We start from the raw sequence: 17,785 nt of genomic DNA on the forward strand, positions 1-17,785 counted from the left end.
CGATGCGGTGGACGTTCCCTTCATTTTAAAGTAAGTCCGATCAAAGAGACAGTGTCGCCTGCTATGTCACGTGTCGGACGGTGCCTTGTAAGGTGGAGACTGCATGGAGCGGCTGGCTGGCAAAATCATGTTGAGCAATGGTTTTGGCCGCGTAGCGATTGCCGTGCTTGCCGGTGCAATCGGAGCGCTTGCGCTGCCGCCTGTCGGCTTCTTCGCCGCGATGTTTGTCTCCTTCACGCTGCTGGTATGGTTGATCGATGGCACCACCGGTGGCCCGGACGGCGGGGGCTGGTCTCGCGGCTTGAGAACCTTCCTTATCGGCTGGCTGTTCGGTCTGGGTTATTTCGTTGCCGGTCTGTGGTGGCTTAGCAATGCCCTGCTTCTGGAGGCGGATGAATTCGCCTGGGCCCTGCCGCTCGCCATGCTGGGTCTTCCCGCCTGCCTTGCCATTTTTTACGGGCTGGCGACCATGCTGGCCAATCTCCTCTGGTCGGATGGCTGGGGAAGAATTGCAGCCCTGTCTGCGTCTTTCGGCCTGATCGAGTGGCTGCGAAGCTTCGTGCTGACCGGCTTTCCCTGGAATGCGGTCGGTTACGGCCTGATGCCGGTCCCCCTGATGATGCAGACGTCCAATCTCGTCGGCATTTTCGGCATGTCCGTCATAGCGGTCTTCCTGTTTTCCAGCCCCGCCCTGATCGGGACGAAAAAGGGACTCATCCCCGGGCTTGCTCTGGCTGCCCTGATGCTGGCGTTTCACCTCGGCTACGGGGCCTATCGCCTGTCGCTGCCGCCCTCCGATGCCGCTGTCGCCACGACGGTCCGGATTGTCCAGCCCAGCATCGACCAGTCGAGGAAGATGCTGAACGAGGATCGGCTGGAGATTTTCCGGGAACATCTGCGTCTTTCCGCACTGCCGCCGCAGCCGGGCCAGAAACGGCCGGATCTGATCGTCTGGCCGGAAACCTCCGTGCCCTTCATTCTGAGCCAGAACCCGGATGCCCTGCAAGACATTGCCAATACGCTTGAGGACGGACAGATCCTGCTCACCGGCGCTGTGCGCATGGAAAATGCCGGTGCCGGTCAGGCGCAGCGCTACTATAATTCCGTCTACGCCATCGATAGTCAGGGCCAGATCATCGGCGCGACCGACAAGGTTCATCTTGTCCCGTTTGGCGAATATGTCCCCTTCGAAGACTTGCTGCGGCGCTGGGGGATCAACAATCTCGTCAGCCTGCCGGGTGGATTTTCCGCTGCGGCAAGCCGGGAGGCGATAACCCTTCCTTCGGGCCAGTCGCTGACGTCCTTCATCTGCTACGAGATCATTTTCCCCGGCGAAGTCCCTGCTGACATCGGAAACTCGGCTGCGATTGTCAACGTGACCAATGACGGATGGTTCGGCGATACGCCCGGCCCATATCAGCATTTCCAGCAGGCGAGGCTGAGGGCAGTCGAGACCGGGATGCCTGTGATTCGCGCGGCCAATACGGGTATTTCGGCGGTCATAGACCCTGTGGGGCGAATTGTCGCAGGGTTGGACTACGGTCAAGTCGGAATAATCGATTCCACCCTGGGTGGCCACGCCGCTGGCGTTGTTACCGCAGATATGCGACAGATACACTTTTGGTTGTTGTTTTTGGTATTGCTCGTTGTATCGTTGTTTTCGCGAATGGGTTTGATGAAACGGAAGAATTGACCAAAAACCCCTAAAATTGCATAGTGAACTTGTCAGGTTGCACAACGCTCATGATATATTCTGTTGCGCAACAATCTAACAGTTCAGGATCTGCACAGGCGTGTAGTCGACAACCCGAAGAAATTGAATGTCAGGATCCCCGTAAATGACAGAAAACAAGAAGAAGCCGAACCCGATTGACATTCACGTCGGGAGCCGTATCCGCCTCCGACGCACGATGCTGGGTATGAGCCAGGAAAAGCTGGGTGAAAGCCTGGGAATCACATTCCAGCAAATCCAGAAGTACGAAAAAGGCACAAACCGGGTCGGCGCGAGCCGTCTGCAGAACATTTCCGGAATTCTGAACGTTCCCGTCTCCTTCTTTTTCGAAGATGCACCTGGCGATCAGGCCGTGGGCGCCTCTGGAATGGCAGAAGCAAGCAGCTCCAACTACGTGGTTGATTTCCTGTCATCCTCCGAAGGACTTCAGTTGAACCGCGCCTTCGTCAAGATCAGCGACCCAAAGGTTCGTCGCCGTATCGTCGACCTCGTCAAGGCGCTGGCCGCCGAAGGCGACGCCGAATAAGCCTCGGTTTAACGCACTGTGAACCTTGATAACGGCCCTTCGGGGCCGTTTTTTATTGCGTAAGGATGGGTTAGGAATTCTCATATAAAGATATATTTATGTCGTTGTGTCCTTGTTTTTTGCGAGCAAAATGACTAACAAACCGGTAGACACTTCTTTGAGGGGAATCCCGAATGCGCGCCAATTACCTGTTCACCAGCGAGTCTGTAGCTGAAGGTCACCCTGACAAGGTTTGTGACCGCATTTCCGACGAAATCGTCGATCTCATCTATCGTGAAGCCGCCAAGACTGGCGTTGATCCGTGGACCGTGCGCATCGCATGTGAAACGCTTGCGACAACCAACCGTGTCGTCATCGCCGGTGAGGTGCGCGTGCCCGATACGCTGCTGAAGAAGGACAAGGAAGGCAACGTCCTCAAGGACGCCGCTGGCCACCCCATGATCAACCCCGCCAAGTTCAAGGCCGCCGCCCGCAAGGCGATCAGGGATATCGGCTATGAGCAGGACGGCTTCCATTGGAAGACGGCCAAGATCGACGTGCTGTTGCACCCGCAGTCTGCCGACATTGCGCAGGGCGTGGACAATGCTTCGGACAAGCAGGGCGACGAAGGCGCTGGCGACCAGGGCATCATGTTCGGTTATGCCTGCAAGGAAACGCCTGACCTGATGCCGGCCCCGATCTATTATTCCCACCGCATTCTTCAGCTTCTCGCCACCGCCCGCAAGAGCGGCGAAGGCGAAGCGGCAAAGCTCGGACCCGATGCAAAGAGCCAGGTGACCGTGCGTTACGTCGATGGCAAGGCTTCAGAGGCCGTGTCCATCGTGCTTTCCACGCAGCATCTGGACCCAAGCTGGGACTCCAAGAAGGTGCGTTCGGTTGTTGAACCCTACATCCGCGAGGCATTGGGCGACCTCAAGATCGCCAATGATTGCCAGTGGTACATCAACCCGACCGGCAAGTTCGTGATCGGTGGTCCCGATGGCGATGCGGGCCTGACGGGCCGCAAGATCATCGTTGACACCTATGGTGGCGCAGCGCCGCATGGCGGCGGTGCATTCTCCGGCAAGGACACGACGAAGGTCGACCGTTCCGCAGCCTATGCAGCCCGCTACATCGCCAAGAACGTCGTGGCCGCTGGCCTGGCAGAACGCTGCACGATCCAGCTGTCCTACGCTATCGGCGTTGCACAGCCACTGTCGGTCTATGTCGATCTGCACCAGACCGGCAAGCTGAGCGAAGACGAGGTCGAAGCCGCGATCCGCAAGGTCATGGACCTGTCTCCGTCCGGCATCCGCCGTCACCTCGACCTCAACAAGCCGATCTATGCCAAGACATCCTCCTACGGACATTTCGGTCGCAAGGCCGGTCGCGACGGTTCCTTCTCCTGGGAGAAGCTGGATCTGGTCAAGCCGCTCAAGGATGCTTTGAAGGCTGCCTGAGCATCTGGCCGATAGCCCGATTGGTATTCGCTCGGTCCATGCCGGGAGGAAAATTGGAGCAGGCATGCGTGCACCCGGACGCGCATTGCCATCCAAGGCTTGTCAATCAGCGTCGATTGAGAGATACGGTCTGAACGTTTTGAACCCGCACGGCGCGAAAAACAGGCGCCGTGCGGGTTATCCATTTGTCTGAGAGTGTTGGAAATGACGGAAGAGCGGCGTTCACGCGCAACGGAAGCGTTTTTTGGAAGGCGTAAGGGCAAGCCGCTGCGCAACCAGCAGGTCGATACCATCGAGACCCTTCTGCCGCTTTTGAAGGTGGACCTGGCGACGCAGCCGCCCAAGAACCTATCCGCTCTCTTTCCTGCCGATGTGAAATCCATTCGCCTCGAAATCGGCTTTGGCGGCGGCGAGCATCTGGTTCACCGCGCCTCTGAAAACCCCTCAACCGGCTTTATCGGCGTCGAGCCCTTCGTCAATTCCATGGCAAAGCTTCTTGGCAGCGTGCGTGAGCGCGAGCTGATGAACATCCGCCTTTACGATGATGATGCGACGCAGCTTCTGGACTGGCTGCCGGATGCCTGCATCGACCATATCGATCTGCTCTATCCGGATCCATGGCCGAAGAAGAAGCACTGGAAGCGGCGCTTCGTTTCCGACGTCAATCTGGCCCGCTTTCACCGTGTGCTGAAACCCGGCGGCAAATTCTGCTTCGCGTCAGACATCGACACCTACATCAACTGGACGCTACAGCATTGCGCCGCGCATGGAGGTTTCGAGTGGACAGCGCAGGTGTCTGCCGACTGGACGACGCCGTTCGATACATGGCCGGGCACGCGCTATGAGAACAAGGCGAAGCGCGAGGGTCGCAGCTCCGCCTATCTCACATTCATCCGACGCTGAGCGTCAGATTTTCGCATCCACCTCTGATGCGACCGGAATGGATGGCTGTGCGCCTTCCCGCGTGCAGGCGAGCGATCCGGCGACGGCTGCGCGGCGAAGCGCCGCCTCGAAATCAAGCCCCGCATCGAGGCTGGCGGCGAGATAGCCGCAGAATGTATCACCCGCACCCACCGTATCAACCGGCTCGATCTTCAGGCCCTTGGCCCGGACCAGCTTGCCATTACGGATGGCGATGACGCCTTCTGCTCCCAGCGTGACGATAAGCGTCTGGCCGGTCTCGTCATGAAGGGCGGCAAGTTCCTTTTCTCGCCCATCGGACGACAGGTCGCTCTTGCCGATCAGCAGTTCGAATTCGGTTTCGTTGGCAATGACGATATCCGCCATCCGTGACAGACGCTGAGCCTGCGACGTCAGCGGTGCCGTGTTGATGATGGTCGTCACACGCTTTGCCTTGGCGGCTTTCAAGGCAGCTTCGATGGCCTGTGCCGGTATTTCAAATTGCAGCATCAGAATATCGCCAGCCGCCATTTCAGAGACGGCACGGTCGGCATCGCTCTCCGAGACCTCGCCATTGGCCGCAGGAATGACCGAAATCATGTTCTCGCCGCCCTCACCGATGAGGATGACGGCGGTGCCGGTGGGCTCGGCGACGGTCTTGACGAGTGCGAGATCGGCCCGCGCGTCCCGCAACAATGTGAGGGCGGGTGCGGCAAAAGCATCGTCGCCGATGGCGCCCGCCATCTTCACGGTAGCGCCAGCGCGCCGCGCAGCCAGCGCCTGATTTGCGCCCTTGCCGCCTGCGGCGGTGGAGAAGGTCTTGCCCGTCACGGTCTCACCGGGCTTCGGCAGGCGGTCGGAAATGGCAACGAGGTCCATGTTGATGGAGCCGAAAACTGTGATCATGCGGGTTGTTCCGAAATAAGGATTAAGCGAGTTGGAATGAGCGCAGACTTTGCCGAGTGGATCACTCGTCGTCAACCACTCTCAGCTTCGCCACATTGGAGCGGCCCTCGGCCAGACGGCGCAGCTGCTCGGCCTCAATATGGGCGATTTCCTTCTGGGACGGCGAAAAATCAAGGCTCTCGATTTTCACGCCGCGTGCCAGAACCTTTTCCGAAGAGGTCAGCATCATATCCACGTCCTTCTGCGCCAGCCCGAAATGGGCTTGCAGCTTGCGGGTCCGCTCATCCAGACGGCGTACATCATCCATCAAAAGCGCGACTTCGCCCTGAATGAGATGCGCCTGTTCGCGCATTCTCTGGTCTTTCAGCACAGACTGGATGACCTGAACGGACAGCATCAGCAGGGAGGGGGACACGATGACGACGCGGGAGCGGTGCGCGCGCTGCACCAGCGGCTCAAAATGCTGGTGGATGTCGGCAAAGATGGATTCCGATGGCACGAAGATGAAGGCCGTATCCTGTGTCTCGCCGGAAATCAGATATTTCTCAGCCACATCGCGGATATGCACTTCCATGTCGCGACGGAACTGCTGTGTAGCCGCACGCTTGGCCTCGGGCGCATCGTCGGCCTTCAACGCATTCCATGCCTCGAGCGGGAATTTCGCATCGATGACGAGCGGAGGCGCGTTGTTGGGCATCCTGATGGTGCAATCGGGCCGGAAGCCGTTGGAGAGGGTTGGCTGCAACTGGTAGGAGCCTGACGGCAGAGCATCGGCAATCAGGGCTTCCATGCGCGCCTGCCCGAACGCGCCCCGCGTCTGCTTGTTGGAGAGAATGGCCTGCAGCCCGATCACGTCCTTGGCGAGATCCTGAATATTGCCCTGCGCGGCATCGATGACCGCGAGCCGCTCCTGCAGCTTGCTGAGGTTCTCATGCGTGGAGCGCGTCTGTTCCGTCAAAGTTGAGCCGATCCGCTGCGACATGCCATCGAGCCGCTCGTTCAACGTCTGGCTCATTTCGTTCTGGCGCGCGCTCAAGGTTTCGGTCATCGCGGCGATACGACCGTGGAGCTCCGACTGCGTTCTCAAGAGTTCGGTAATCTCGTCGCGGGATTGATCGACCGGCGGCGGTTGGCGGCGCCAGGCGAAGATTGCGGCGACAAGACAGCCCGCCACGACGATGCCGAGCAAAGCACCGACCGATATCTGGAGGTTACCGAGACTGAAAGCTGTGGTACCAAATGCGGCGAGATCAATGTTCATGAGCAAATCTAACAGATTTCCGGTGATTCGTAAGATCAAACCAAGAACATTTATCGGGCCGAAATGAGTCCTGACCTGCCTCTAAAACAGGATCTCCGGGCCTCTATTTTTTGTTTCCTAGAAAGATGAGATGGGTTATGGGAAGCCATGACCATCAAACCGCTCATTATTCTGCCTGATCCTCTGTTGCGCGAGAAATCCAAGCCTGTCGAACAGGTGGATGCCGAGATCGTGCGTCTTGCCGACGATATGCTGGAAACCATGTATGATGCGCCCGGTATTGGCCTGGCTGCCATCCAGATCGGCGTTCCCCGCCGTATGCTTGTCATCGATATTTCCCGCGAAGACGAGGAAAGAAAGCCGGTTGTCTTCATCAATCCGGAAATCCTCAAAGTTTCCGATGAGGTTTCGACCTATGAGGAGGGCTGTCTTTCCATTCCGGACTATTATGCCGAGGTGGAACGCCCTGCCGCACTGACCGTTGAATATATCGACCGGGACGGCAAGAAGCAGACAGTGGAAGCGGACGGCCTGCTGGCCACCTGCCTGCAGCATGAGATCGACCATCTCAATGGCGTCCTGTTCATCGATCATATTTCCCGGTTGAAGCGGGATATGGTCATCAAGAAATTCACCAAAGCGGCCCGCGCAAAAATCTAGGTCTCCGGCTGAAGGTTGGACGTGCGGCCAGCAGGGCAGGGGACGAACATGTCATTGCGCATCATTTTCATGGGCACACCGGAATTCTCCGTTCCCACCCTGCGCGCGCTCGTCGATGCGGGTCATGATATTGCTGCGGTCTATACGCAGCCACCAAGGCCCGGCGGGCGTCGCGGACTGGATCTGCAGAAATCCCCCGTTCATCAGGCTGCCGAATTGCTCGGCCTTCCCGTTCTGACGCCCCTCAATTTCAAGGCGGAAGAGGACAGGGCGCAGTTTACGGCCCTCAACGCGGATGTCGCGGTCGTCGTCGCCTATGGGCTGCTGCTGCCGGAAGCGATTTTGAGCGGAACGCGCCTTGGGTGCTACAACGGCCATGCATCACTCCTGCCGCGCTGGCGCGGCGCTGCTCCCATTCAACGCGCCATCATGGCAGGCGATACTGAAACCGGCATGATGGTGATGCAGATGGAAAAGGGGCTGGATACCGGCCCCGTTGCGCTGACCGCTCATGTCGCCATCGAGCCGAACATGACGGCTGGCGAATTGCATGACAGCCTGATGCTGGCAGGTGCGCGGCTGATGCGTGAAGCCATGCTGAAACTGGAAGATGGCGATCTGCCGCTGACACCCCAGGCGGAAGACGGCGTTCTCTACGCTGCCAAGATCGACAAGGCCGAAACGCGCATCCAGTTTTCCCGATCGAGCCAGGATGTGCACAATCATATTCGTGGCCTCTCGCCCTTTCCGGGCGCTTGGTTCGAGATGGAGATTGGCGGCAAGCCGGAGCGGGTCAAAGTTCTGGCAACGGAGATGGCGACCGGCATGGGTGAGGCCGGTTCCGTGCTGGATGATGCGCTCACCATCGCTTGCGCAAGCGGGGCGGTGCGGCTTCTGCGGCTGCAAAAGGCAGGCGGCAAGCCGATGCTGGCTGCAGATTTCCTGCGCGGCACGCCCGTCTCCGTCGGAACGAGGCTCGGCTGATGCCACGCTTTCGCATGACTGTCGAATATGATGGCTCGCCCTATTTCGGCTGGCAGAGGCAGAGCAATGGGCCATCGGTTCAGGGTGCGCTCGAAGCTGCCGTTTTGTCGCTGACGAAGGAAAGCGTCAGCTTTCGCGGTGCTGGCCGTACCGATTCCGGTGTCCATGCAAAAGGGCAGGTCACGCATGTCGATCTGTCGCGGGATTGGGAACCCTACAAGCTGCGCAATGCGCTGAATGCCCATCTTGCCATGGCGGGCGAGGCCATATCGGTTCTGGATGTCGACGCCGTCACGGAGGATTTCGACGCGCGTTTTTCCGCCTTGCGCCGTCACTATCTCTACCGGATCATCTGCCGCAAATCACGGCTGGCGCTGGAGCACAAGCGGGCCTGGTGGGTGTCGAAAGACCTCGATCATATCAGGATGCATGAGGCGGCCCAAGTGCTTGTCGGGCGGCACGATTTCACCACCTTCCGTTCCGTGCATTGCCAGGCCAACAGCCCTATAAGGACGCTCGACCGTCTGGATGTGACACGTGATGGCGACCTGATCGAGATACGCGCGACGGCGCAAAGCTTTCTGCACAACCAGATCCGGTCTTTTGCCGGCACGCTGAAGCTTGCGGGTGAGGGAGCGATGAGTGTCGATGACGTCGCGGCAGCGCTGGAAGCCCGCGACCGCAAGGCCTGCGGTCCGGTGGCGCCACCGGATGGCCTCTATTTCATGCAGGTGGATTATCCCGACGTGATACCGCAGCGTCTGCCCAGAACGGAGACGGCGGTTGCGGATGACGATCTGTGATGATCGCGCCTGTGTAAGCTTCAGCTCGGATAGACGCCAAGGAAGCGTTGCAGCAGTTCCGACAGGATCATGCCGGGAATGAGCAGCGTCATGACGACGGCGGCGACCAGCAATGGCTGATCGCGTATGAAGAACTTGACGATGCGCGAAAAGCTGAAGACCAGCATCAGCAACAGGGCAAACCACAGGATCGCAACAATGCCCTGCAAACGCGGCAGGAACAGCGCAATCAGGATCAATGTTGCATAGCCGTAGGAAAAAGGAAGCGACAGCCAGTTGGCGACCACGACCAGCGCGTTGAACTTCTGCTTTGCGCCATAGGCAAGCAACAAAATTCCGATCAGGATCAGCGGCACCATCCAGCAGATGGCCTCGACCATGGCAAGGCGCAGGAAAAAGATTCCGCCGGTTCCAAGACCTCGCGGCAGCGTCGCGACATAGGCTTCATGCCACCAGTACCAGGACAGCGCCATGGACGGCAGGCACCAGAGCGCGGCGTAGAAGGAGCGGAACATGCCGCGTTCCGTCAGGTCGAGCAGGCGTCCGCCTGCGGGATCTCCCAGGAACAGCAGCCACAATCCCCGAAGATAGAGAGAGACTTCACTAGCTGACGGCATGGTCGAACCAACGCTCGATGAAGGTTTGATAGATGCGGGTCAGCGTTTCCAGGTCTTCAACGGCCACGCGCTCATCCACCATATGCATGGTCTGGCCGACAAGGCCGAATTCCACCACAGGGCAATAATCCTTGATGAAGCGCGCATCCGATGTGCCGCCCGTTGTGGACAGCTTCGGCTCTTTGCCAGTCACGGCAGCCACGGCGCCGGACAGGGACGAGATCAGGGCATTGTTGCGCGTAAGGAAAACATGCGATGGCCGATCCGCCCAGACCAGATCATATCTGACGGGAGAACGGTCCGGCCGCAGGTCGCCTGTGGCGGCGGCTTCATCGAGGCGGCGGATGATTTCCGCACGCAGGGTCTCCGCCGTCCATGTGTCGTTGAAGCGAATGTTGAAGGCAGCGGTTGCTCTGGCGGGAATGACGTTGGTCGCCGCATTGCCGGTATCGACCGTCGTTACCTCCAGATTGGACGGCTGGAAGTTGTCCGTGCCATTGTCGAAGGCCGGGCTCATCAAGGCATGGGTCAATTGCAGCAATCCACGCACGGGATTGTCGGCAAGGTGCGGATAGGCCGCATGGCCCTGAACGCCGTGAACCGTAATGTGGCCCGAGAGCGATCCACGCCGTCCGATCTTGATCATGTCACCGAGCTGATCGGGATTGGTCGGTTCGCCAACCACGCAGGCATCCCAGGTCTCACCTTTGGCGGCGGCCCATTCAAGCAGCTTGGAGGTGCCGTTGATGGACGGGCCTTCCTCGTCGCCGGTAATCAGGAAGGACATCGAACCCTTCGGCTGCCCGTGTTTTTCGATATGGCGGGCAATGGCTGCGACGAAGCAGGCGATACCGCCCTTCATGTCGACGGCGCCGCGTCCGAACATGTCTCCGTCAGCGATCTCTGCCGCGAAAGGCGGGTGGCTCCACGCTGCCTCATCTCCCACCGGCACCACGTCGGTATGGCCCGCAAACATGAGATGCGGACCTTCGCTGCCGATGCGGGCGTAGAGATTTTCGACGTCGGGCGTGCCTTCCTCCGTCGCCGTCATGCGCTCAACGGCAAAGCCGAGGGGAGTGAGCAGGCTCTGAAGCAAAGCAAGCGCGCCACCCTCTGCGGGCGTTACCGAGGGGCAACGAATGAGAGCGGCCAGATTGGCGACGGGATCGGTGGCATTCATGCGTCGGTCTACTTCCCTTAGTCGCGCAGCAACTCGTTGATGGCGGTCTTGGAGCGTGTCTTCTCATCGACGGTCTTGACGATGACGGCGCAGTAGAGGCTTGGGCCCATTTCGCCATTCGGGAAGGGCTTGCCCGGCATGGTGCCAGCGACAACCACGGAATAGGGCGGCACTTCGCCATAGGTAATGGAGCCGGTGGCGCGATCGACGATCTTGGTGGACTTGCCGATGAAGACGCCCATGCCGAGAACGGCACCTTCGCGAATGATGCAGCCTTCAACCACTTCGGAGCGTGCGCCGATGAAGCAATTGTCCTCGATGATGGTCGGGCCCGCCTGAAGCGGCTCCAGAACGCCACCAATGCCGACGCCGCCGGACAGGTGAACATGCTTGCCGATCTGTGCGCACGAGCCAACGGTCGCCCAGGTATCGACCATGGTACCTTCACCCACATAGGCGCCGAGATTGACGAAGGATGGCATCAGCACGACATTCTTGCCGATATAGGCCGAGCGGCGAACGACAGCATTCGGCACGGCCCGGAAACCTGCGCCGCGGAACTGGTTTTCGCCCCAGTTCTCGAATTTGGAAGGCACCTTGTCCCACCAGGTGGATTCACCCGGACCGCCGGTCACGATTTCCATGTCGTTGAGACGGAAGGACAGAAGCACGGCCTTTTTCAGCCATTGATTGACCTTCCAGCTACCATCGGCCTGCCGTTCGGCAACGCGTGCTTCGCCGGTATCGAGAAGGTTCAGAGATGTTTCGACGGCATCCCGAATTTCACCCTTGGTCGAGAGATTGACGCTATCACGATTATCGAATGCGGTTTCGATGATGCTTTCAAGGGAGCCATGTTCCAGGTTGCTCATGAGAATTCCTTAAACTTCGATGACTATCGTCAATGCTGGGAAACATCCGCACCGCTGGCCGGACATGGCCAACTGCTCTAAGCGAGTGTTCGAAGGGCGTCAATGTGATTTGGCGCGGGCATATGAAAGGCATGACGATGGCGAAATTGAAAAACGGCAAATTGCGGCGCAAGGACGGTGTCTGGGATCCGTTGAAGCGCAGTTCCGACGACAAGCAGAGCGCTGAAGGCATCCCCAAGACGCCACAATCGGATTCGCCATCCTATCGTCTTGCCTTCAACGATCCCGATTTCCTTTGCCGCGAGGAATTGCGTCCGGTCAGGCTGCAGCTGGAGCTCCTGAAAACGGAAATGATGCTGGCCGAAAGGGGCATCAAATCGACCGTGGTCATGTTCGGCGGTGCCCGCATTCCCCAGCCCGGCGGCGAGGCTTGGGCGGCGCGCAATGAAACGCAGCGCAAGAACCTCGAAGCTGCATCCGTCTATTATGATGAGGCCCGCAAATTCGCCAAGCTCTGCGCAACCGAAGCACAGAAATACGACCACCGCGAATATGTCGTCGTGACCGGCGGTGGCCCGGGCGTCATGGAAGCGGGCAATCGCGGTGCATCGGAGGCGGGCGCGCCCTCAATCGGCCTTAACATCCTGCTGCCGCATGAGCAGGCGCCTAATCCCTATGTCACGCCGGAACTCAGCTTCAACTTCCACTATTTCGCCATCCGCAAGATGCATTTTCTCATGCGCGCAAAGGCCATCGTGGTCTTCCCCGGCGGGTTCGGCACAATGGATGAGCTGTTCGAAGCGCTGACGCTGATCCAGACCAAGCGCATGGCGCCCATTCCGCTGGTCCTGTTCGGAGAAGCCTTCTGGCGCTCCGTCATCAACTTCAAGGCGCTGGCCGATTTCGGAACCATTGCGCCTGAGGACATGGAGCTTCTGCATTTTGCCGAAACGGCTGATGATGCATGGAAGGTGATTGCCGATTTTTATGAGCTTTGAGTGAGGCGCTCCTTTGCCTCCCTCAACCAGCACATGATCGCAATGGACCCCGGCCCAAGGCCGGGGTGACGGAAGAGACCAATCAGATCCGCGCAAAACGCTCTGTCAGAAGCGCAAAGAAGCCATCGGCATTGACATCCCGCATCACGCGGGCATTCGGCTTGCGGCCCGTTACCTTCCACCAATCGACAACCGTCATGCCGATGGTGAGCTCAGAGTTCACCTCGATCTCGACATTGCAATCGCGACCATCGAACAGGTCCGGCTTGATGAGATAGGCAATGACGGTGGGGTCATGCAGCGGACCGCCATCCGAGCCGTATTTTTCGATGTCGAAACGCTCGAAGAATTCCAGCATCTCGGCCATGGCAATGGCCGGACGGGTGCCGATATCGCGAATGGCTGCCACGCGGGTCTTGGTGGTCAAGAGCTTGTGGGTCACGTCGAGCGGCATCATGACCAGCGGAATGCCGGAGCGGAACACGATATCTGCGGCCTGCGGATCGACATAGATGTTGAATTCGGCAGCGGGCGTGATGTTTCCGCCCTCGAAAAAGCCGCCGCCCATCAGCACCAGTTCCTTGACGCGCGGGGCAATATCGGGTGCCTTCTGCAGGGCGGTCGCGATATTGGTCAGGGCACCCAGCGTGCAGAGCGTGATCGTGCCTTCGGGTTCGCGACGCAGGGTTTCGATGATGAAGTCAACGGCGTGTTGGCCCTGAGCCGTCATTGTCGGCTCAGGCAGGACAGGGCCATCGAGACCAGTGCTGCCGTGCACATGTTCCGCCGTGATCGGATCACGCACCAGCGGGCGGGCGCAGCCTTCATAGACAGGGATTTCGGTGCGGCCGCACAGTTCCAGAACGATGCGGATATTGCGGCTTGTCAGCTTCAGCGGCACGTTGCCAGCAACCGCGCAAAGACCGAGGATCTCGATCTCTTCCGGACTGCCGAGCGCCAGCATGATGGCAGCAGCGTCATCCTGACCTGGGTCGGTGTCGATAATGATTTTTCGTCGCTCGGTCATGATTTTCCCGTTTCTGATGAACTGCCTTTTCAGGCTTGTTTTTAGAGCTTGTCAAGCTTGCGGCCATGGCAACTTTTCGCACGTCGGCATTCTTGCGCTGCAAAATTTGCGTTACCATATTCAGGAAAGCTGCCGCAAACGGGGCTGACGATCGTCGCTTGGATACAAGGACTGCGATATATGAGCCGCATGACACCCTTCACACACCCGCTGATGCTGGGTTTCGACGCCATGGAAAAAACGCTGGAGCGAATGGCCAAGGCGAATGATGGCTATCCTCCCTATAATATCGAGCGTCTTGCAGCCGAGGGCGACAGCCCTGAGCGCTTGCGCATTACCATCGCTGTCGCCGGTTTTTCCGAAGAGGATCTGGAAGTAACGACAGCCGACAACCAGCTGGTCATTCGTGGACGCCAGCAGGAACAGGATGCCCGGGACTATCTCTACAGGGGCATCGCTGCGCGGCAGTTTCAACGCGTCTTCGTTCTGGCTGATGGTATGCAGGTCAATGATGCGCGTCTGCGCAACGGCCTGCTGTCCATCGATCTGACGCGGCCAGAAATCTCCAACGTAGTGAAGAAAATTAACATTTCCGTCTCACACTAGGATTCTGCAGGCAAGTGCCGCATCGCGGCGCAGCGGCTGATGAATGTGGAGGCTGAAATGCTTTTAAAAGAAGCGCATGCGCGTTTGACCAAATCCCAGTTGGCTCATATCGGGGCAGGTGAAGTCGGATATATCCGGAAAATGCGCGCCGAAGAAGTGAACCGCTGTTTTCCCGAAGCGCCCAATATCGATCCGGGTCTTGATCTCTGGGCTCTGTTCGGCGCGGATGGCACGCCAATTCTTCTGACGGACAATCGGTCGAGCACCTTCTTCAAGGCCGCCGAAGACGAGCTGCGCACCATCAGCGTCCATTGATGGCCGCGCCAGCGCAAGATGCCCGACACGCCGGGCGGCAGCGCGCAACAATCGATGTTTTCAAGAAAGGCGCCGAAGGGCGCCTTTTGCATTTTCATCACATGACATCTTCTGGCGGTCTGCCGGGGCGGGCACGATAGCGCGGGAAGGTCCAGCCGAAGATCAGCGCACCGCTTCTGATGGCAAATGCGGTCAGAACACCTGCTGCTGAAGCAATCAGAAGCGGCAGGCCGATGGCATGGGCGGCGGTAAAGACGCAGGCGCCCATCAGGGCGCAGCTGATATAGACTTCGGGCCTGAGGAGAACGGATGGTTCACCGGCAAGAATGTCGCGCAACACCCCTCCGAATGTGGCTGTCATCGTGCCGGTGACGATGGCGACGGTGGGCGAGCCCGTAACGGCAAGCCCCTTGGCCGCACCCATGACGCAATAGGCCGAAAGGCCGATGGCATCGAGCCAGATCAGCAGGCGGTAGCGGGATTCGAGAAGGTGGGCCGTCAGATAGACCAGCCCTGCAACAGCAACGCACACCAGAATATAGGTTGGATTGACCACCCAGAAAACCGGCGCGCGCCCGAGAACGAGGTCACGCAGCGTGCCGCCGCCAATGCCGGTGACGGCCGCAAAGAACAGGAAGCCGATGAGGTCGAGCTGTTTACGCGACGCGGCAAGCGCGCCCGTTGCGGCAAACACCGCCACTCCGGCATAATCGAGAAAGGCCAGAAGGGTCACGAAAGGCACTCCTCGAAAGTTGCCGCGCGGTCAGTGCCGCGCAAGGGCCAGAACTTAATGTCCATCGCCGGTTCAATATATGTCGTTGCTCATGCTTCGGCATCCATAGCGGAAACAGTCCCAAAGGAAAATGCCGTGAAACGCCTTCTCATCACAACACTCCAGGCTCTGGTGTTTCTTGCCGTGCCTGTCGTCTCTCTGGCCCAGCAACAGCTGGTGACCGATCCTGAGATCTATGAGAAGGACCATTTCCGCTCCGAGTGCAAGGTCGCTGAATTCGGCGAAGGCTTCCTGACGCGGCTGGACATCAACAATGATGGCTTGATGGATGCGGTCACCAATCGCGGCGAACTGACATGCGATGGCGACAAGGCCCGCAGCTGCAACGAAGACGGCTGCCCCTTCAATTTTTATGTGCAGGTCAAGGAAGGCGGTTATCTCATGATCGCGACCGCCACGATCTACAGCTATGACTTTGTTCAGCGGTTCGGCAATATGGTCTTCGTTCTGAAAATGCATCCCCGCTATTGCGAACGCACCGACAGCGCGCCTTGCGAGATGACAGTCCGTGTTCGCGGGACCAACTTCGTGACGATTTCCAAGAAATAGCTCGGCAGAAGGGTCAGTTCACCCGTCTGATGGTGACGTTCTGATTGTACCTGCGCCGCAGTGAGCGGGGCATGAAACCGGTGGCAGCGGCGACGGCAAACACCGCTGCGCTGACAGCGGCAAGAGCGACCGTCGGGTAACTGCGTGCCACGATGGCGCCGCACACCGCACCCGTGATCATGCCGAGCCATGGCACGATCTGTATCGTCCAGTCGATTTTTCTTTCGCCGAGCATGAAGCGGCCGATTCCGCGTCCGAAGCGGGAGAGCGCTCCGGTGACGTAGGTCAGGCCGATCGGCAGGCCTTCGATATGCTCCACGGCAGCGTTGATCATGCCCATGGCAAAGACGACGATGCAGAACTGGATGATGCTCATATCCGTCTGTTGCAGAAGGGCGGCGAGGCCGAGCAGGGCGCCAACTGCGCACAACACGTTGAAAATGCGCCGGTAACTCCTGTGGGCGATGACGATGCCGCCTGCATTCCCCGCGACAAAAGCAAAGATCGCCGCAAACAATGTCGCGGCGTGGGTATAATCTCCCGATTGGAGCGACAGCGCAGCGCGGGTGGTGTTTCCCGTCATGAAGGACACGAAATCTCCCGACATGGTGAGGCCGATGGCATCTGTCATTCCCGCGATAAAGGAGATGGCCGCCACCAGAGCGATGCCGGTCGCGGTGCGCCTTGCGCGAATGATCTTGCGCCGTTTCTGCCTTGTCATCGAAATCCCGCATTCTGGCTCAGCCCGTATACCGGATTGTAGACCTGCCAGATTTCCGCCCCGTTAAGACCGAGGCTGCGGCGACGCCATATGGCTATGCGCTGTTGAGGGTGATATCACGCCCGGCAGGAAACAGGATGAGCACCATGGACAAAGCCCCGCGCGTTCAGGAGAAATCGCTGCATGAGCGTATTCTCGGAGACATCGAAGGCCGTATTCTGTCCGGCGAGTGGGCCCCGGGCCACCGCATTCCCTTCGAGCATGAACTGACGCAGGAATATGCGTGTTCGCGCATGACGGTGAACAAGGCGATGGGCGAACTCGTCAAAAGAGGCTTGATCGAACGCCGTCGCCGTTCCGGCAGTTTTGTCACCCAGCCGCACGCTCAATCCGCCGTGCTCGAGATTCATGATATCCAGCGCGAGGTCCAGGCGCTTGGCCTCAAATATCTCTACCGGCTGGACAATCGGCAACTGCGCAAGGCAACGGCGGACGACAGACGCCTGCTGGAGATCAAGCCGAATGCGCCTGTTCTTTCGCTTCTGTGCCGCCATTATGCAGCCGACGTTCCCTTTTGCCTGGAAGAACGCATCATCAATGTCGCGACCGTGCCGGAAGCCAGTGATGCTGATTTCACCGAGGTCGGGCCGGGGTCTTGGCTGCTGAAGATGGTGCCGTGGAGCGCCGCCGAACATCGCATTCGCGCCGTAGCAGCAGACAAGAGCGTTGCCGAGGCGCTTGCCATACCGACCGGCTCGGCCTGTCTGGTCATCGAGCGGCGGACCTGGAACGGGCAGAACTACATTACCCATGTTACCGTGACATATCCCGGAGATCGCCACGAACTGGTGGCGCAATTCATGCCATCACAGCAGATGTGATCTCATCCGTAAACT

The 17,785-nt window shown here is 58.9% G+C and carries 20 protein-coding genes; 12 read left to right on the forward strand and 8 right to left on the reverse strand.

What is annotated here, in order from left to right; all coding sequences use genetic code 11:
• Positions 1-103: 103 nt before the first annotated feature.
• The 4 genes from lnt to trmB all read left to right on the forward strand — a co-directional run bounded on the left by lnt (position 104) and on the right by trmB (position 4,600).
• Entirely contained in the window at positions 104-1,693 is a 1,590-nt protein-coding gene (gene lnt / locus ASF69_RS11125) for an apolipoprotein N-acyltransferase (protein WP_062587404.1), read from the forward strand.
• Positions 1,694-1,838: 145 nt separating this feature from the next.
• On the forward strand, positions 1,839-2,258 hold the full coding sequence (locus ASF69_RS11130) for a helix-turn-helix domain-containing protein (protein WP_062587407.1): 420 nt from the start codon (positions 1,839-1,841) through the stop codon (positions 2,256-2,258).
• Between the two features lie 173 nt (positions 2,259-2,431).
• A complete protein-coding gene (gene metK, locus ASF69_RS11135; RefSeq protein WP_062587409.1) occupies positions 2,432-3,697 on the forward strand; it encodes a methionine adenosyltransferase in 1,266 nt (421 codons plus the stop codon).
• 204 nt (positions 3,698-3,901) lie between these two features.
• The gene (gene trmB / locus ASF69_RS11140) at positions 3,902-4,600 is read left to right on the forward strand and encodes a tRNA (guanosine(46)-N7)-methyltransferase TrmB (protein ID WP_062587411.1); all 699 of its coding nucleotides are present in this window, start codon (positions 3,902-3,904) and stop codon (positions 4,598-4,600) included.
• Positions 4,601-4,603: 3 nt separating this feature from the next.
• Here trmB and ASF69_RS11145 read toward each other — a convergent pair whose 3' ends face one another.
• Positions 4,604-5,503 (reverse strand): ribokinase, encoded by a 900-nt coding sequence (locus ASF69_RS11145; protein ID WP_062587413.1) that lies wholly within the window; start codon positions 5,501-5,503, stop codon positions 4,604-4,606.
• A gap of 61 nt (positions 5,504-5,564) precedes the next feature.
• On the reverse strand, positions 5,565-6,764 hold the full coding sequence (locus ASF69_RS11150) for a DNA recombination protein RmuC (protein WP_062587415.1): 1,200 nt from the start codon (positions 6,762-6,764) through the stop codon (positions 5,565-5,567).
• Positions 6,765-6,911: 147 nt separating this feature from the next.
• On the opposite strand from ASF69_RS11150, the gene def reads away from it, so the two are divergent.
• From def to truA, 3 genes are read left to right on the forward strand one after another with little or no spacing between them, the layout of a single operon-like run.
• Positions 6,912-7,424 carry a peptide deformylase gene (def, locus tag ASF69_RS11155; protein ID WP_062587417.1) on the forward strand — a complete coding sequence of 171 codons (513 nt, stop codon included), beginning with the start codon at positions 6,912-6,914 and terminating at the stop codon, positions 7,422-7,424.
• Positions 7,425-7,472: 48 nt separating this feature from the next.
• Positions 7,473-8,408 carry a methionyl-tRNA formyltransferase gene (fmt, locus tag ASF69_RS11160; RefSeq protein WP_062587419.1) on the forward strand — a complete coding sequence of 312 codons (936 nt, stop codon included), beginning with the start codon at positions 7,473-7,475 and terminating at the stop codon, positions 8,406-8,408.
• A complete protein-coding gene (truA, locus tag ASF69_RS11165) occupies positions 8,408-9,211 on the forward strand; it encodes a tRNA pseudouridine(38-40) synthase TruA (RefSeq protein WP_062587420.1) in 804 nt (267 codons plus the stop codon). Before fmt ends, truA begins: the two co-directional genes overlap by 1 nt.
• 20 nt (positions 9,212-9,231) lie before the next feature.
• On the opposite strand, the gene ASF69_RS11170 is transcribed toward truA, so the two are convergent.
• The 3 genes from ASF69_RS11170 to dapD are packed head-to-tail and all read right to left on the reverse strand — an operon-like array spanning position 9,232 to position 11,880.
• Positions 9,232-9,828 carry a hypothetical protein gene (locus tag ASF69_RS11170; protein WP_062587422.1) on the reverse strand — a complete coding sequence of 199 codons (597 nt, stop codon included), beginning with the start codon at positions 9,826-9,828 and terminating at the stop codon, positions 9,232-9,234.
• Positions 9,815-11,008: a succinyl-diaminopimelate desuccinylase gene (gene dapE / locus ASF69_RS11175; protein ID WP_062587424.1), complete on the reverse strand. Its 1,194-nt coding sequence runs from the start codon at positions 11,006-11,008 to the stop codon at positions 9,815-9,817. Before dapE ends, ASF69_RS11170 begins: the two co-directional genes overlap by 14 nt.
• A gap of 17 nt (positions 11,009-11,025) precedes the next feature.
• Complete coding sequence (dapD, locus tag ASF69_RS11180; protein WP_062587426.1) at positions 11,026-11,880, reverse strand: 2,3,4,5-tetrahydropyridine-2,6-dicarboxylate N-succinyltransferase; 855 nt, start codon at positions 11,878-11,880, stop codon at positions 11,026-11,028.
• Between the two features lie 137 nt (positions 11,881-12,017).
• Here dapD and ASF69_RS11185 point away from each other — a divergent pair, with 137 nt between their 5' ends.
• Positions 12,018-12,878, forward strand: a complete 861-nt coding sequence (locus ASF69_RS11185; protein WP_062587708.1) for an LOG family protein — start codon at positions 12,018-12,020, stop codon at positions 12,876-12,878.
• An 82-nt stretch (positions 12,879-12,960) separates the two neighbouring features.
• Here ASF69_RS11185 and ASF69_RS11190 read toward each other — a convergent pair whose 3' ends face one another.
• Entirely contained in the window at positions 12,961-13,905 is a 945-nt protein-coding gene (locus ASF69_RS11190; RefSeq protein WP_062587428.1) for a nucleoside hydrolase, read from the reverse strand.
• 180 nt (positions 13,906-14,085) lie between these two features.
• On the opposite strand from ASF69_RS11190, the gene ASF69_RS11195 reads away from it, so the two are divergent.
• The gene (locus ASF69_RS11195; RefSeq protein ID WP_062587430.1) at positions 14,086-14,511 is read left to right on the forward strand and encodes an Hsp20 family protein; all 426 of its coding nucleotides are present in this window, start codon (positions 14,086-14,088) and stop codon (positions 14,509-14,511) included.
• 57 nt (positions 14,512-14,568) lie between these two features.
• Entirely contained in the window at positions 14,569-14,826 is a 258-nt protein-coding gene (locus ASF69_RS11200; protein WP_062587710.1) for a DUF1150 family protein, read from the forward strand.
• Positions 14,827-14,923: 97 nt separating this feature from the next.
• On the opposite strand, the gene ASF69_RS11205 is transcribed toward ASF69_RS11200, so the two are convergent.
• A complete protein-coding gene (locus ASF69_RS11205; RefSeq protein WP_062587712.1) occupies positions 14,924-15,559 on the reverse strand; it encodes a trimeric intracellular cation channel family protein in 636 nt (211 codons plus the stop codon).
• Between the two features lie 135 nt (positions 15,560-15,694).
• On the opposite strand from ASF69_RS11205, the gene ASF69_RS11210 reads away from it, so the two are divergent.
• On the forward strand, positions 15,695-16,168 hold the full coding sequence (locus ASF69_RS11210; RefSeq protein ID WP_062587713.1) for a hypothetical protein: 474 nt from the start codon (positions 15,695-15,697) through the stop codon (positions 16,166-16,168).
• 13 nt (positions 16,169-16,181) lie between these two features.
• Here the strand turns inward: ASF69_RS11210 and ASF69_RS11215 are convergent, their stop codons facing one another.
• Entirely contained in the window at positions 16,182-16,889 is a 708-nt protein-coding gene (locus ASF69_RS11215; protein WP_062587432.1) for a YoaK family protein, read from the reverse strand.
• 146 nt (positions 16,890-17,035) lie between these two features.
• Here ASF69_RS11215 and hutC point away from each other — a divergent pair, with 146 nt between their 5' ends.
• The gene (hutC, locus tag ASF69_RS11220; protein ID WP_062587715.1) at positions 17,036-17,770 is read left to right on the forward strand and encodes a histidine utilization repressor; all 735 of its coding nucleotides are present in this window, start codon (positions 17,036-17,038) and stop codon (positions 17,768-17,770) included.
• Positions 17,771-17,785 lie beyond the last annotated feature (15 nt).

Origin of the sequence: Rhizobium sp. Leaf311 (assembly GCF_001423445.1) — a bacterium.
Lineage (GTDB): Bacteria > Pseudomonadota > Alphaproteobacteria > Rhizobiales > Rhizobiaceae > Agrobacterium.